14 protein-coding genes and 1 pseudogene are annotated in these 15,433 nt (G+C 52.5%); 7 read left to right on the top strand and 8 right to left on the bottom strand.

The genetic code is table 11. The annotated features are described in order from the left end of the window. Positions 1–77 precede the first annotated feature (77 nt). The 3 genes from A8O25_RS02160 to A8O25_RS02170 all read left to right on the top strand — a co-directional run bounded on the left by A8O25_RS02160 (position 78) and on the right by A8O25_RS02170 (position 1,686). On the top strand, positions 78–584 hold the full coding sequence (locus A8O25_RS02160; protein ID WP_066830169.1) for a GNAT family N-acetyltransferase: 507 nt from the start codon (positions 78–80) through the stop codon (positions 582–584). 132 nt (positions 585–716) lie between these two features. Beyond that, positions 717–1,127, top strand: a complete 411-nt coding sequence (locus A8O25_RS02165) for a DUF6157 family protein (protein ID WP_066830171.1) — start codon at positions 717–719, stop codon at positions 1,125–1,127. 70 nt (positions 1,128–1,197) lie between these two features. After that, on the top strand, positions 1,198–1,686 hold the full coding sequence (locus tag A8O25_RS02170; RefSeq protein ID WP_066830173.1) for a DUF2004 domain-containing protein: 489 nt from the start codon (positions 1,198–1,200) through the stop codon (positions 1,684–1,686). A gap of 155 nt (positions 1,687–1,841) precedes the next feature. Here the strand turns inward: A8O25_RS02170 and A8O25_RS02175 are convergent, their stop codons facing one another. From A8O25_RS02175 to A8O25_RS02185, 3 genes are all read right to left on the bottom strand, one after another. After that, positions 1,842–2,618, bottom strand: coding sequence for a LytR/AlgR family response regulator transcription factor (locus A8O25_RS02175; RefSeq protein ID WP_066830176.1), 777 nt, complete (start codon positions 2,616–2,618; stop codon positions 1,842–1,844). Between the two features lie 322 nt (positions 2,619–2,940). Continuing rightward, entirely contained in the window at positions 2,941–4,005 is a 1,065-nt protein-coding gene (locus tag A8O25_RS02180; protein ID WP_066830179.1) for a sensor histidine kinase, read from the bottom strand. 145 nt (positions 4,006–4,150) lie between these two features. After that, positions 4,151–4,789: a hypothetical protein gene (locus A8O25_RS02185; protein ID WP_066830182.1), complete on the bottom strand. Its 639-nt coding sequence runs from the start codon at positions 4,787–4,789 to the stop codon at positions 4,151–4,153. A gap of 170 nt (positions 4,790–4,959) precedes the next feature. Here A8O25_RS02185 and A8O25_RS02190 point away from each other — a divergent pair, with 170 nt between their 5' ends. Next, entirely contained in the window at positions 4,960–5,286 is a 327-nt protein-coding gene (locus A8O25_RS02190; RefSeq protein WP_066830327.1) for a DMT family transporter, read from the top strand. Positions 5,287–5,376: 90 nt separating this feature from the next. On the opposite strand, the gene A8O25_RS02195 is transcribed toward A8O25_RS02190, so the two are convergent. From A8O25_RS02195 to rsfS, 5 genes and pseudogenes are all read right to left on the bottom strand, one after another. Beyond that, on the bottom strand, positions 5,377–6,207 hold the full coding sequence (locus A8O25_RS02195) for a hypothetical protein (RefSeq protein ID WP_066830185.1): 831 nt from the start codon (positions 6,205–6,207) through the stop codon (positions 5,377–5,379). After that, positions 6,188–6,967 (bottom strand): UDP-2,3-diacylglucosamine diphosphatase, encoded by a 780-nt coding sequence (locus A8O25_RS02200; protein ID WP_066830188.1) that lies wholly within the window; start codon positions 6,965–6,967, stop codon positions 6,188–6,190. The genes A8O25_RS02195 and A8O25_RS02200 overlap by 20 nt, the downstream gene beginning before the upstream one ends. Beyond that, complete coding sequence (locus tag A8O25_RS02205; RefSeq protein ID WP_066830190.1) at positions 6,951–7,601, bottom strand: LutC/YkgG family protein; 651 nt, start codon at positions 7,599–7,601, stop codon at positions 6,951–6,953. The genes A8O25_RS02200 and A8O25_RS02205 overlap by 17 nt, the downstream gene beginning before the upstream one ends. A 38-nt stretch (positions 7,602–7,639) precedes the next feature. Then, positions 7,640–9,744: pseudogene (gene ftsH, locus A8O25_RS02210) on the bottom strand (ATP-dependent zinc metalloprotease FtsH). A 47-nt stretch (positions 9,745–9,791) separates the two neighbouring features. Next, positions 9,792–10,190, bottom strand: coding sequence for a ribosome silencing factor (gene rsfS / locus A8O25_RS02215; protein ID WP_066830197.1), 399 nt, complete (start codon positions 10,188–10,190; stop codon positions 9,792–9,794). A 40-nt stretch (positions 10,191–10,230) separates the two neighbouring features. Between rsfS and A8O25_RS02220 the strand changes: the two genes are divergently transcribed. From A8O25_RS02220 to A8O25_RS02230, 3 genes are all read left to right on the top strand, one after another. Further along, positions 10,231–10,992: a biotin--[acetyl-CoA-carboxylase] ligase gene (locus A8O25_RS02220; protein ID WP_066830200.1), complete on the top strand. Its 762-nt coding sequence runs from the start codon at positions 10,231–10,233 to the stop codon at positions 10,990–10,992. 183 nt (positions 10,993–11,175) lie between these two features. After that, the gene (locus A8O25_RS02225; protein WP_082893387.1) at positions 11,176–11,805 is read left to right on the top strand and encodes a T9SS type A sorting domain-containing protein; all 630 of its coding nucleotides are present in this window, start codon (positions 11,176–11,178) and stop codon (positions 11,803–11,805) included. Between the two features lie 123 nt (positions 11,806–11,928). Beyond that, positions 11,929–14,907, top strand: a complete 2,979-nt coding sequence (locus tag A8O25_RS02230; RefSeq protein WP_066830206.1) for a glycosyltransferase family 117 protein — start codon at positions 11,929–11,931, stop codon at positions 14,905–14,907. Positions 14,908–15,433 lie beyond the last annotated feature (526 nt).

The raw sequence follows: 15,433 nt of genomic DNA on the forward strand, positions 1-15,433 counted from the left end.
ACGTTTATTCATGCGCTGGAGCCTTACTGACTTTAACCAGGCTACTTTTCTATCTTTGACTTGAAAAAGAACCGGAAATGCAGAACACCCACCAAAGCCCCAGTCCTGTGATCAGGAGCCTGAAAGAGGCAGACAATGAACCGCTGGCCGCCTTAATCAGAGCCGTTTTCAGGGAATTTAATATTGACCGCCCCGGCACTGTCTATACAGACCCCACCACAGACAAGCTGTACCAGCTGTTCCAAACCCCGGGCAGCGCTTATCTGGTGGCCCAGGAAGGAGACGAGCTTATTGGTGGCTGTGGCCTGTACCCTACAGAAGGGCTCCCAGACGGCTGCGCCGAACTGGTGAAGTTCTACCTTGCCCCGGCCAGCCGGGGCCAAGGCGTTGGGTTCCAACTGTTGCAGAAGACTTTGGTTCTGGCAAAGCAGCTGGGGTACAGACAGCTGTACCTGGAGTCTTTCCCTGAGTTGGCAAAGGCGGTGCGCCTGTATGAGAAGGCAGGTTTCAAGCACATCCCGCACGCGCTGGGAAACTCCGGCCACTTTGCCTGCACCATCTGGATGGTGAAGGATCTGGCGTAGAAGCCATTTCTGTTTTGGGGCTGTTTTACTGAAAACAGCTTGAAAACAGGATGTTCCAGAACCATGGGCGCAGCAATTTCATTTGGTAACAACTCAAAAAAGGCTACTTTTAAAGTAACCAATTTACCCTGTATGCACACCACCAACTACTACAACACCTTCATTGAAGTAGCCGAAGATTGCCCCGTAGCCACTGCTGAGATGCCGCCCCAGAAGGGCGATGCCAAAACCGTGGCCAACCTGCAGTTTGAAATGCTGAACGGGAAGCCTTATCAATTCACGTCAGATGAGGTTTTGTTTAGCGTTTTCGCGGCTAAGAACGAGGTGCCTGAAGAAGAACTGGACGCAGAAAGGCAGAAGTTTTTCTCTAAGGGGCAGGCCTGTTTCAGGGCATCGCCGCTCACCAAGCGCTACGGCTGGGGCGTGCATGCCAATGAAGAGGGAAGGATCGCTTTGGTGCCGCTAGGCTCAGGAGAATATGAAACGCTGGTGGGTGATGGACGTTTGAAAGTGGTGAAGGCGATGCGGTCAAAGAAGGGGTGATTCCAAAGTGAGGAGGTATGTTTATCAGCTAGTGAGGGATAAGTTAAAATATTAAGAATTAAAAAAAATTATGAAATACCAGCTTCCATTTTTCGGTGAACTAGACCTTAGTAAGCTTGAAGAATACTATGAAACAGACATTGAATTTGAAGGAAGAACAATTCAGATTGACTTGACCTTTGAAAATACCGACATCGGAATAGAAAAGTTTGACTTAATCAAAATTCAATTAACCGACATTGAAAGTTTAAACTTTGAGAACAGAAAAGAAATAAGCAAAGACTTTCAAGAAGGCGGGAATGTTGAGTTTTATGTTAAGGAGATACTTGAACAACTAGATGATGATATAGAAGAGATTTTAGTAGAAGCCGACTCATCTAAATCAAAGAAGGAACATGTATTGGATGCTGTAAAACTAAAGAGAATCGGATTCTATCCAGAAGTTGAGAATGCCGGAATCGTTTCCGACTACACGATTAGCGAAGAACTTACAGATGACCTTGTGGTCGTGTTCAGAAAACTTGACAGAACATTTGATGGCATCTCCATTGAAAGCTAAAAAGGGAAGAAAACCCACCGTTAACAATGTATAAACGTCATCTCGGCCTACGGCCTTCCCGTCGTTTATACTAGTTAGTAGAAGGCACAAGCCCATAAATAACTTCGCTTTCCTGTTTTTGGGCTGTTTTCAGGAAAACAGCCCAAAAACAGAAGCTACTTCCCCAGCCACTCCTTGAAGGCATGCGCGCGCTCGTTGCTGATGATGATCTCCTTGTCTGTAGCTGGTTTCACATATACTTTGAGGCGGCCCTTGAGGTACGGGTGAATCTCATCAATGGAATGGATGTGGGCAATGAATTGGCGGTTCAGGCGGCTGAACTGCTCCGGGTCCAGCAGTTCCTGCAGGGTGTCAAGGGTATAGTCAGTGATGAAGCGCTGGCCGGTGGTGGTGATCAGGAAGACAATCTTGTCTTCGGCGTAGAAATAGGCGATTTCCTCAGTAGAGATGGACCTGATCTTCTGGCCGCTCTTCACCAGGAACCGGTTTTTGTAATGCGGGGTCTCGGGCTGGTTGTTACGGTTCAGCAACGCCATGATCTGGTGCATGTCCAGGGCGGGTGGGGCCGGCTGGCTCTGCCGTAGGCGCTTGAACTTCTCCATGGCCGCCGCCAGATCTTCATTGCTGATGGGTTTGAGCAGGTAGTCTATGCTGTTGACCTTGAACGCCTTTACCGCATACTCATCATACGCGGTGGTGAAGATAATGGGGCATTTCACCTCTACCTTCTGGAAAATCTCAAAACTGTTGCCGTCTGACAGGTGAATGTCCAGAAACGCCAAATCTGGGGCGGGGTTATTCTCAAACCAGCGCACCGCGTTCCTGATAGAGTCTATGGTGTCTAAAACTCTGATGCGGGGGTCATAGCGCAGGAGCTGGGCCTCCAGTTTTTCTGAGGCCAGGTATTCGTCTTCAATCAGGAGAATGTTCATGGGAGCAGGTCTAAGGTTTGCTTTTGCGCGGCAAACGGGTGTAACAAGAACCGGGCTTACTATGAAGCTGTTTAGAATTTTTGTAACTGGGAGGCAAAGGCAGTCAGATAAGGTTTTCACCAGCCAGTGGTTCTGTTTTTGGGCTGTTTTCTGAAAAACAGCCCAAAAACAGAAACTAGAAACTTTGCCAAATGCCTTTCTATCTAAACTCTAAACAGCTTCTATCTTTCTCTGCCATAGCGCTGCTATGCTGTTAAAAAAATGTATAGCCAGAACCTTTCGCCCCAGGTTTGGCATGCAAGAGCTACATTGATGCATGCGCTCAGGCGGCGTTGCTAAGGAGCGGTAATTTAGCAATGAAATTGTCTGCGGTCACCTCAACGCCCACTTTTTTGTCTGTGATGAACTTGTAGCGGTTGATGATGTTCTTGAGGCCCACGCCGGTAGACTCCTCCCGGCTTTCGCGCAATTGCAGATTGTTTTTGATGATGATGTAATCGCCTTCCACAAACACGTCAATGTAGAGGGGCTCATCACGGCTCACAATGTTGTGCTTGATGGCGTTCTCCATGAGCAGCTGCATGGTGAGCGGGGCCACCTGGTGGTTTTGCAGTTCTTCAGGCACGTTAATGTCTACGCGCAGGTTCTCCCGGAACCGGATCTTGAGCAGGAACAGGTAGGAATAGATGAAGTCCAGCTCAGTGAACAGCGGCACCAGCTCCTTGTCTTTGTTCTCCAGCACGTAGCGGTACACCTTTGAGAGCTGTTCCACAAACTTGGCAGCCATGTCCTGGTCCTTGTAAATGAGTGAAGACAGCGCATTGAGGCTGTTGAACAGGAAGTGCGGGTTCACCTGCTGCTTCAATGACTCAAACTGCACCTTGATGGTCTCTTTCTTGAGTTTCTCAGACTGCACCAGGTAGCGGTGCCACTGGTTGTAAAAATAAATACCGGACCGGATGAAGTGCACAAACAGCAGAATGATGGAGCCGAACACAAACACCTCTTTCACGTCCCGTATGGTTTCGGCGTCTGTGAAGTTGTAGGAGCCCACCTGCCCCAGAATGAGCCTGGGAATGATCTGGAAGAGCACCATCACCAGCAGGATATAAGACTGTACCGCAATCCATTCATAGACAAACCGCCTGAGGCCAAACTCCCGCCAGTCATACTTCTTGCTCAGGCGCTTGGCAATGCGGCGGGTACCCTCCAGAATCACGTTCACCATGACTGAGTTGTAGAGCAGCCGGAACACGTCATCCCCTTCAAAATCCTTCAGGCCGGTGCGGTGAATGAAAAAGAAGGTCCAGAAGATAAGAAAGGCTATGCCGGTGTTGGTGCTGTACCGCACCAGTTTCTTGTGTTTAAAATGAAAGGGTCTTTTCATATAGAAGGTTGGGTGAGTCAACCTGAAAGGCTAAGTGTACAGGTGGGGGAGCAGCGGCCTGCTCAAGAAACAATGGCAGTTATCTATTCTTTCCTGTTTCTGCTGTTTTCAGGAAAACAGGCCAGAAACAGGAGGAGGGGGCATTTTAGAATTTCCCAAACTTAAAGGTGAGGGAAACGGTGGGGGCGCTCATGTCTCGGTCACTGGACCTGGACAGGTCCACCCCCTGGGCAAACCGGTAGCTCGCAGCCAGGCCCAGGCGCATGAAGCGGGCCATGTTCAGTTCTGCCTGCACGCCCGGTTCCATCACAAAGAAAGTGTCTGTCTGGTACACCTCGTAGCTGTAGCGGTTAGAGGTGTTGTTGCCCAGCGGCGAATTGGTATAGGCTGCGCCGCCCACGCCAATGATCAGCGGGAAAGAGAAGTGCAGGAGCCGTGAAGGGTTGGGGGTGTACTCCAGCAGGGCGCCGCCGTAGCCAACCTGCAGAAAAACGTTGTTGGCGTACTGCAGCACTTCGCCAATGTTGTTGCGGGTGGTGAGCCCGTAGCCCGCCAGCCCCAGCCCAAACTTCTGGTTCAGCACCCAGGCCACCTTGCCGCCCACCATAAAGCCCGATCTATCTTGCCAGCGGGTGAGCATGAGCGACGGGGCAAAGTAGAAGCTGTGCGACACGTCACCCTGAAACAGGGTTTCGGGCTCTGTTGTTGCCAGGCCGGCAGGCTGCCCCGCCGCCAGCAGGAGAATGCCCCAAAAGAAGCACCACGTTAAGACTGCTTTTTTCATAAGTTTGCGAAGTAGAGACGCAACGGCAAAAATTGGTGTAGCCTTCTCTGCAAATAAAGATTTTACCCGTAAGTACACAAGTAAAACCTGACCAAAGCGGAGGCTAACCGCCTGAACCTACGCTAACAGGTTCTAAAGTAGTTGCTTACTTCACTCTAAACATGATGAACATGAACTCAGCGTGGTTATACCTGATTGCCGCCGGTATCTGTGAAGTTGCCTGGGCCATTGGTCTCAAATATTCTGAAGGCTTCACCAAACTGGGCGTGAGCGTGGTCACCGTCATTATTATGATCCTGAGCTTTGTGCTGCTGGCGCAGGCCATGAAATCACTGCCCCTGGGTACCGCCTACGCCTCCTGGACGGGCATTGGCGCCGTGGGGGCCGCCCTGCTGGGCATTTTCCTGTTCAATGAACCCAAAGATGCCATTCGCCTGCTCTGCATTGGCCTTATCATAGCCGGGGTGCTGGGGCTGAAGTTTCTGGCGAAGGAGTAGGTATTCACAGCCGGCCAGAAAGGGAGTACCAGCCTGTAGTTTCTGTTTTAGGTCTATTTTCAGAAAAACAGGCCAGAAACGCACCTTCTCCTATTTCCGCCAGCGGAGAGCCAGGAGGGTATCCTGGGTGATCAGGTACAGGAATTTATCTCCGGCCAGCACCTGCCGGTAGGGGGTAGAGCTCTCAGGCAGCGCTACGGTGCGGGTCTGGAGGGTGTACAGGTGCTGGAAGTGCAGTTGGTTGCCAGAAAGGTAATACAATTCATCTCCCAGAAAGCCTACGTAAGCCAGATGGGGCACTGCAATTCTCTTCTGGTAGTTGCCCATGTTGTCAAACACATAAATGCCAGACTGGCGGTCTACCATGTACAGCTTGCTCTGGTACTCCCGTAGAAAGGTGATGTCACGCTGCTGCCGCTCCAGGATCAGCTCCAGAGGGGTTTCATGGGCTATTCTGGTATAACGGGTGTCTACTTTCAGGAGCCGGAACGTGGTTTCATCAAAAAGCCAGAGGCGGTCATCGGCGGCCAGGGTGGCGGCCCGCACGGTGCCGTCTGTATACTCCCGCAGGTCTGCCAAGCCCAGCGGCGTGAGAAAACGGTCCAGCAACTGTACCCGCTGGCGGTCATCATAAAAGACGGTAATCTTGGCCGGGCTCCAGGCCTCCACCATGGCCACCCGGCCTTGAATAGGAGGGGAGAAGGTGCTTATCACCTTGCCCAGCGTGTCTAGCTGCAGTACGTTCTGCCGGGCATCAGAAACATAGAGGCGGTCAAACCGATCTATGGAGTGCAGCGTGATTCCTTTGGCCGGAGACTGAAAAGCCACCACCCAGGCCGGTGTCTGCGCCCGGGGCCGCCCTGGCAGCAGGATACCCAGCGCCAGCCATAGAAACCAGAGGTTACGCTTGATCTTTCTCAAAATATGTGAGCGTGAGTTGCTGACCGTCATATACGGCATAGGAGCAAAAATTGACCCATTCTCCCAGGTTCAGGTAGCGGCTTTTCTCCCCAATGGGCAGGTCCAGCGGGAGGTGGCGGTGCCCGAACACGTAGAAATCATGGTGCTGCCGCTTTTCCACGTGGTTGCAGTAGTGCACAAGCCACTCATCATCGCCCAGAAATTTTTCGTCTTTCACGGTGTTCTGCAGGCGGCTTTTCCTGGACCAGAAGTTGGCCAGGCCAATGCCCAGGTTGGGGTGTACCCGCGCAAACAGCCACTGCGCCCCTTTGTTGGCGAAGACACGCTTGAGTACCTTGTAGGTATAGTCTTTGGGGCCCAGCCCGTCACCGTGGCCAATGTAAAAGGTATGGGGCCCAATTTGGGTTGAAACCGGTTTCCGGATGATGGGAATGTTCAGCTCCTTGGGGAAGTAGTCAAACATCCACATGTCATGGTTGCCCGTGAACAGGTAGATGGGAATGCCGCTGTCTGAGATTTCGGCAAGCTTGCCCTGTAACCGAATGAAGCCCCGCGGAATGGCGTGCCGGTACTCAAACCAGAAGTCAAAGATGTCACCCAGCAGGTAGATGGCCTGTGCGTCCTGCTTTACCTGATCCAGCCAGCGAACTATTTTTTTCTCCCGCGCCAGGCTTTTCTCCCGGGTAGGCACCCCCAGATGGAAATCTGAGGCGAAATACACTTTTTTACCGGCAGGGAGCGTGTCAATCGGTGTGATCATCAATCAGGAACAGAATAAGTTCTTTGGGGCCGTGGGCACCCATCACTAGGGTCTTTTCAATGTCGGCGGTACGGCTGGGGCCGCTCACCAGTGAAATCATAGAGGGCAAGCGCTTGTCATACTTCTGTTGAACGAACGCAAGCGCCTGTTTAATATCTGGGACCAGCTGTGACAGCTTGGCCACCACCAGGTGCATGGCCGGGTACACAGACAGCCGGCGCCCGCTGGCATTGGCAGAGGAGACCAGGAGGCTGCCGGTGCGGGCCACCAGCGCCTCACAGGTGGTGAGGGCGGCTTCGGCCGCGCCCAGAAAGTCTTCTTCGGTACCGTTGAAGTGGATGCCGCCGGCGTGCAGGATTTTTTTCAGGGCGGGCTCCCAGACGTACAGGTTGTCAAGGCCGCGCTCCTTCTTGAACTCAAAGAGCTGGTCAAAGAAGTCCTCTTCGTTCTCACAGTACACAAACGTGCCGCTGTTTCTAATGAAGGCCTCTGCAAACTGCACAGAAAGGTCTTCCAGCAACGGCCCGTAGACCGAGGTGCTGAAGTCAGGGGTAGGAGGCAGAAAAGGCGCTGACTTTGCCAGCGCCTCTCTCACCTTGCGGAGCACAATCTCTTTCGATTTGGCTTCGTACATGTTGAATTTCTGTTTTTGGCCTACTTTTCAGAAAACAGCTAAGAACTGAAGGTAGTCCCTTCGCCGGTGGCGGAACTTTCAGACCCGTTTGGCTCAGCGGCCGTTGGCGTGTCTTCCTGGTTCTGCTGGGCACCGGTTGGTGCGGTGGTGTGGGTCTCACTGGCCAACTCACTTTGGGTCTTGCTGCGGTCTGTTCCGGCGGTGTGGGCCTGGTAGGTGGTGAGGGCCTCAAACGGACGCTTCCCAACCAGGCGCTCCAGATCGCTCTGGAAGATGATCTCCTTGGCCAGCAGCTCCTGTGCCACCACTTCCAGCTCCTGGCGTTTGTCAGTTAGCAACTGGATGGTGCGGTCATAGGCCATCTGTACCAGACCGCGCACCTCCGCGTCAATGGTCTCAGCGGTAGCCTCAGAGTACGGTTTGGTGAACGAATGGTCAGGCTGCTTGGAGTCATAGAACGACAGGTTGCCAATTTTGGCGTTCATGCCGTACATGGTCACAATGCTGTAGGCCATTTTAGTGATGCGCTCCAAGTCACTCAAGGCACCGGTAGAGATTTTGCCAAACACAATCTGTTCGGCGGCGCGGCCGCCGAGGGCCATGCACATTTCATCAATGAGCTGCTCTGTGTTGTACAGGAACTGCTCTTTTGGCAGGTACTGCGCGTAGCCTAGCGCGGCCACCCCGCGGGGCACAATGCTGACTTTTACCAAGGGGTCGCAGTGCTCCAGGAACCAGCCGGCAATGGCGTGACCGGCTTCATGGTACGCCACAATTTTCTTCTCTTCTGGGGAGATGATTTTGTTTTTCTTCTCCAGACCCCCAATCACGCGGTCAATGGCGTCATTGAAGTCCTGCATCTCCACTGCCTTTTTGTTACGGCGGGCAGCAATCAAGGCGGCCTCATTACAAACGTTGGCAATCTCAGCACCGGCAACCCGGGTTGCGCGGCCAGTTTCTTGGCATCTACATCTGGGGCCAGGGTGATAGGGCCCAAGTGCACCCCAAAGATTTGGGTACGGCCCACAATGTCTGGCTTGTCAATGCTGATCTGGCGGTCAAAACGGCCTGGGCGCAGCAACGCTGAGTCAAGGGTGTCTGGGCGGTTAGTGGCGGCCAGGATGATGATGCCGGAGTCTGTGGCGAAACCGTCCATCTCTACCAGCAGGGAGTTCAGGGTGTTCTCGCGCTCGTCATTGCCACCGGGCACCTGGCCACGGCTACGGGAGCGGCCTACGGCATCAATCTCGTCAATGAAGATGATACAGGGGGCCTTGGCTTTGGCTTGCTTGAATAGGTCACGCACGCGGGCGGCACCCACCCCTACAAACATCTCTACAAAGTCAGAACCTGACAGGGAGAAGAAGGGTACGTCTGCCTCACCGGCCACGGCTTTGGCCAGCAAGGTTTTACCGGTACCCGGAGGGCCTACCAGCAACGCACCTTTGGGGATCTTACCACCCAGAATGGTGAATTTGGTGGGGTTCTTCAGGAACTCTACAATCTCCTGGATTTCTTCTTTGGCTTCTTCCAGGCCGGCTACGTCTTTGAACGTGATTTTTACCTTGTTCTCAGCGTCAAACAGCGCAGCGCGGGATTTGCCTATGTTGAAAATCTGCCCGCCGGCGCCTCCGGTGGCCATGCGGCGCATCAGGAACCAGAAGCCCACCATGAGCAGGATAAAGAACGGCCAGCCCATCAGGAGTTCTAACAGCCCGGTGCGTTTCTCAATCTCCAGCGGCACCCGCTGGTCTCTGGGTACGTTTTCCTGAAGTTTGTCAAAGTCCTGCTTAAAGGCTTCTGCGGTAATAATAGGGAAGTTGAAGTGAGCCCCCTGGTCAGTGCCAAAAGAGCCCCTGTTGTCTAACAGGCCTTTGTACTTCTCATTAGTGAGTGCTTCTTTCTTCAGGGTCACCTCTACCATGTTGTTGTTCACCACGGCCACTTTGCTTACATCCTGGGCCAGGAGCATCTCCTCAAACTGCGGTTGTCTTATCTCTGCCGTGGCGTTGAGGTTGTTGTAATAGGTGAGGCCAAAAATGAAGAGCACCAAGGCCGCCAGCACCCAAATCTGCATGGTGGGGCGGGGCGGGGTGTTCGGGATGATTTTCCTCTTTTTCTTATTGTCTGGTTTTTCTGTCATGGATTGTTCTCTTCAATAAAAAGTAAACCTCCTGGCTGGCTTTTAGTTTAGAAAGCAGCCGGTGTAGAGCCTTCTTCAGACGCTACGTGCGTAATTTCGGCGTCGCCCCAAAGTTCTTCCAGGGCATAGAAACTACGTTTGTCTTTCAAAAAGATATGCGCCACCACATCTACGTAGTCTAGCACCACCCACTCCCGGTTGGTACGGCCCTCGCTCTGCCAAGGATGTTCTTTGGTTAGCTTGAATACTTCTTCCTCAATAGAGCTGGCAATTGCATCTAGTTGGGTGTCTGAGTTGGCCGAACTGATGATAAAGTAGTCTGAGACGGCGTTTTTCAATGATTTCAGGTTAAGAACGACAATGTCAGCAGCTTTTCTTTCCTGCATGCCTTTTACCACCAGTTCTGCCAATATGTCGGAATTGTCCTGAATCTTGTCGTGTTTCATCTGGGAAATATAAATTTGATCTTCAAAAATACTAAAGTCTTTGCAAAAGTTTTCGCCTAATACACTCTTTGTTGGTCAGCAACTAGTTTTTCTGCCAGAGTGCCGTTCAACCAATACGGTAGCACAGGAGCTCCTTAACAAAAATGAAGCCACTGATGGTTGTGCCATAGTGGCAGGGGCCCAGACCGGCGGCCGGGGCCAACGGGGCAACTCCTGGGACGTGGAACCCGACAAAAACATTACGTTGTCGGTGATTTTAAAGCCAACTTTCCTGGACGCCCAGCAGCAGTTCTCCCTGAATATTGCCGTCTCCCTGGCCGTACTGGATTTAGTGCGCCTGTACGTGCCAGAGGGCAGCTCCCTCAAATGGCCCAATGACCTTTACCACCATGACTGCAAGTTAGGCGGTATTCTCATAGAGAACACCATTTCTGGCCCACGTCTGCAACAATCTGTGGTGGGAATTGGGCTGAACATTAACCAAACCTCTTTTCAGCACCCCAGGGCCACCTCTTTTGCCTTGCTCACCGGCCAGCAGCAGCCCCTTGGCAGGCTCATTGAGCAGTTGCTGGAGAACCTGGAGCGGCGCTACCTGGGGCTCAGGGGCGGGGCGGCCCCGGTGCAGAAGCAGGAATACCTGCGGCACCTGTACCGGTACCAGGAATGGCATGCCTTTGAGGTGGCGGGCCAGCGAGTGCAGGGGCAGATCACCGGGGTTGACGCCTCAGGGAGGCTTGCGGTGCTTCTGGAACAAAAATTGCAGTTCTTCCAGTTCCAGGAGATCCGGTATGTGATAGACTGACAAAGGCGTTTTGGGGTTGTTTTCAGAAAAGTAGCCCCAAAACAGGTTAGACAGAGCAAAGAGCCAATTGTTCTTTTTGTGGATAAAACTGGTGTTTTTTCTTGTAGAAAGTTTGTATTCTGCTCTGACAATCTTATATTTGAGCCAATCAGATAAGAGGTACTTATTTCTTTTCTATATGGTATGAAAATCTTTACTCGCGTTTTATTGGGAATTCTTTCTGTAGGCCTGGTCTTTGGAAGCAAAGCCGCCTCTTTTGGAGTGATACCAGGGGTATTGCCAACGCATGGCCGTGCCGCAGAGACAGCAAAATCTGATTCGGTTTTGTTGAGCTGGAGAACGGCTGCCGGTTTGACAATCACTGACTTTGGGATTTCAGCGGCCCTGCATTTGCCGTCTTACAACCCCAACGCAAAAAAATATTCGCCTTTCCTGTATTTGAGCAAGACCTCAAACGTTGCTGCCCCAAAGCCGGGGGTGCGTACGCTGCAGGGGGTGTTTGCAAGTTCTGCCCGGGTGGCCTCAGTGCAGGCAGCCAAAGAAGTGAAGCTGATTCCTTCGCTGACCGCGTACCCTAACCCGTCTAGGGGGATCACTAAAATTTCTTTAAGTGCCCTGGGCGATGACAACTACAAGATCAGGATCTCCAACGCCATTGGTAAGATTTATAAAGAGTTTCCGGTAAATCAGGGCTCTGCCTCAGAGACCATTGTGATTGACCTGTCACCGCTGCCTGCCGGGGTGTACTTCTACAGCCTGCTGGTGAATGAGAAAATGGTGGAAACCAAGCGTCTGATCCTGCAGCAACAATAAGATATCACTGAGCAAGTTATAGAAAGAGCCAGCCGCCGCTGGCTCTTTTTTTTATTTATCTGCACTGCCAGACGGCAGACTTTCAGAAAATTGCTAATTTCGAGGATTCAATCATCAAACAACATGTTGCAATACAATCGGATCAACAATCTGGTGGGGTGGCTGGTGTTTGCGGTGGCTACCATCGTATACATTTTAACCCTAGAGCCAACCGCCAGTTTCTGGGACAGCGGTGAATTCATTGCCTCTTCTTATAAGTTGTTAGTGCCGCACCCGCCCGGGGCGCCTTTTTATCTCTTATTAGGCCGTATTTTCTCTCTGTTTGCCGGGGGGGACACCTCTCAGGTAGCCTGGTGGATCAATTTCCTGTCTGCCTTGTCCAGCTCCTTTACGGTGCTTTTCCTGTTCTGGACCATTACCATTCTGGCGCGCAGAATCATATTGCCAACGGCCGTGGCCGGCCAGCCGGTAACCGTAGAGCCTACCCTGGGGCAGACCATTGCCATCATGGGAAGCGGCGTGGTGGGCGCATTGGCGTTCACGTTCTCAGATTCTTTCTGGTTTAGCGCGGTAGAGGCCGAGGTGTATGCCTTGTCTTCTTTCTTCACCGCTTTTGTGGTTTGGGCCATGCTGCGGTGGGAGAGCCGGGCGCATGACGTCAGCTCAGACAAGTGGTTGATCCTGATCGCCTACATGGTGGGCCTCTCTATTGGTGCCCACTTATTGAACCTGGTGGCTATTCCGGCGTTGGCATTTATCTTCTTCTTCCGTTTGAAGAAATACTCTACCAAGGGGGCAGTTCTCACCATGGTGGCCAGCGCTCTCATTCTGGGCGTGGTGCTGGTGGGGGTGATTCCCGGGTTGCCGTCTGTGGCGGGAGCCTTTGAGGTATTCTTTATCAACAGCCTGGGGTTGCCTTTTGGGGCCGGGGTGATCATTTTTGTGGCCCTGTTTATTGGCGGGTTGGTCTGGGCTGTGCGCTATGCCATCAAAACCGGAAACAGAACCCTCCATACTGCCCTGGTGAGCTTTATCTTTGTGCTCATTGGCTACTCTTCTTACCTTATCATTCCCATCAGGTCTGGCTATGACCCTACCATTGATGAGAACGACCCTGAGAACATTGTTTCCTTTGTGTCTTACCTGAAACGGGAGCAGTACGGGGACCGTCCGTTGCTGTTTGGGCCCCAGTACAACGCAGAGCCCATTGACCAGAAAGAAGGCGGCGCGCAGTACATCAAGGGCAAAGACAAGTACATAGAGGTGGGCCGTAAGGTAGAAGCCGTATATGACTCCAAAGACAAAGTGCTGCTGCCCCGCCTCTACAGCAACCAGCCCGGCCATATTGCGCAGTACCAGAAATGGGTAGACGTGCGCGAAGGGCAGAAACCCTCTTTCTCAGACAACCTGAGCTTCCTGTTCCGGTACCAGATGGGCCATATGTTCTGGCGCTATTTCGGGTGGAATTTTGTGGGCCGTGACGGTGACATTCAGCAGTCTGGGGTTCTGTGGCCCTGGGAAGGAAACGAGGGGCTGCCTGAGCGCGTAGCCGAAAGCAAAGCCCGGAACAATTTCTACATGCTGCCGCTGGTGCTGGGAATCCTGGGGCTGATTTACCAGATCAGAAAGAAACAGCGCGACGCTTTTGTGGTGGGGCTTTTGTTCTTCTTTACCGGTCTGGCCATTGTCATTTACCTGAACCAGCCGCCCATTGAGCCGCGGGAGCGGGACTATACCTTTGCCGGGGCCTTCTATGCGTTCAGCATCTGGATAGGGCTGGGCGTGCTGGCCATAGCTGATTTCCTGCGGAAAACCTTACGGACGGAGGTGCTGGCGGGTGTTCTGGCCACGGTCTTGGGGCTGTTGGCACCGGGCCTTATGGCCGCGCAGGGCTGGGATGACCATAACCGCTCAGACCGTTACCACTCTGTTGACTCTGCCCGCAACCTGTTAAGCTCTGTGGCCCCTAACGCCATCCTCTTTACCAACGGCGACAATGACACGTTCCCGCTGTGGTATGTGCAGGAGGTGGAAGGCTTCAGGACAGATGTGCGCGTGGCGGTGCTCAGCTACATGAACACAGACTGGTACCTTGACCAGATGAAGCGGCAGGCGTACCAGTCTGAGCCGTTCCCTATGAGCCTTGAGAACGAGAACTACCGCCAGGGAATCAATGACTACCTGCCCTATGTAGAGCGGCCAGAAGTAGCCGGCGGTATGGACCTGAAACAGTTTATTCAACTGGTGAAACAGAACCATGAGGCACTGCAGATTGGAGACAGGGCCGGCCGTACGTACCTCTCTTTCCCAACCAAGAACTTTGTGCTGAATGTTGATAAGCAGGCGGTGCTGGCGGCCAAAGCCGTTCCCGCAGAGCGGCAAGACTCCATTGTGAGCCAAATGCGCTGGACGGTGAACAAAGGCGGCCTTGAGAAGAAGCACCTGGCTATTCTTGACCTGATTGCCAACAATAACTGGCAGCGCCCGGTATATTTCTCTACCACGGCAGATAACTCAGACTTTGTAGGCTTAGACAACTACCTGCAGCTGGAAGGCCTTGCCTACCGTATAGTGCCGGTGCTGAACACCAACCCAGAGTCAGCGGCGTACATTGCCAAAGACATCATGTATGACAACATGATGAACAAAATGTCATGGCGCAACCTGGACCGTGAAGATATTTTCTATGACGAGAACTATCTCAGGTTCCCGGCCAACGCCCGTGACAAATACTACCAGTTGGCGGTGGCCTATCTGCAGGAGGGGAACAAAGCCAAGGCGAAGGAAATTCTGAACCACAGCCTGGAGAAAATGCCTGACAGCGCCATTCCGTATGACTACTACATTCCGCCTTACGTGGTGCCGCTGCATGAGGTAGGGGAGCAGAAAAAGGCCGAAGTGATTGTCAATGTCATGTCTAAGCGCGCAGATGATGCGCTGCGGTATTATTTTAACCAGAGTGCCTTGTTTGACACGGAGATCAGGATCAACCTGTTCATCATGCAGCAGCTGATCCAGGCCAGCCGCCAAATTGGCATGACGCAGAAGTCCGCTGAAATTGAGCAGAGATTCATGCAGTACTACGGCCAGATGTCCAGGTAAGGCAGTTTGCATTGTTTAGAAAAAGAGGCCGCAACTAAGCGGCCTCTTTTTTTTTGGGTCTGCTCAACTGCTCTCAAGAGGAAGAGTGGCCAGGTATGAAACTGGAAATTAGGTTCTGCAGGTAATAGAATGAGCCGTGTGCTTTTGAGAAGAGGAGAATGACTACGGTGACTTTTGGGAAGCAATCCTGTTTGGGCTGTTTTCGCGGAAACAGCCCCAAAACAGGATTGCTTTAACGTAAGTGGGCAGAGAAGCTGTTACTGAAAAAAAAACCTGTTTCTGGCCAACTGAGTACCGGGCAATAGTAGTAGTGATTATTGACCCGGTTTTCCCTATGCAAGAGCCCAAACTTCCCCCTCCGGGCCGGGCAGAGCCGTTAAGTTCTCCGCTGTTCGGGGTTTGCACTCCCAAACTGAATGTATCCCGCCAATTTGCCATCCGCGTTACAGGAGCCAAGGGAGAAGGGGGCGGGATTGCAAATCCCCTCAGTACCTGCTTCCGGGTTGCCAATCAGGGAAAACGGCCT

This window comes from Rufibacter ruber (assembly GCF_001647275.1).
Classification (GTDB): Bacteria; Bacteroidota; Bacteroidia; order Cytophagales; family Hymenobacteraceae; genus Nibribacter; species Nibribacter ruber_C.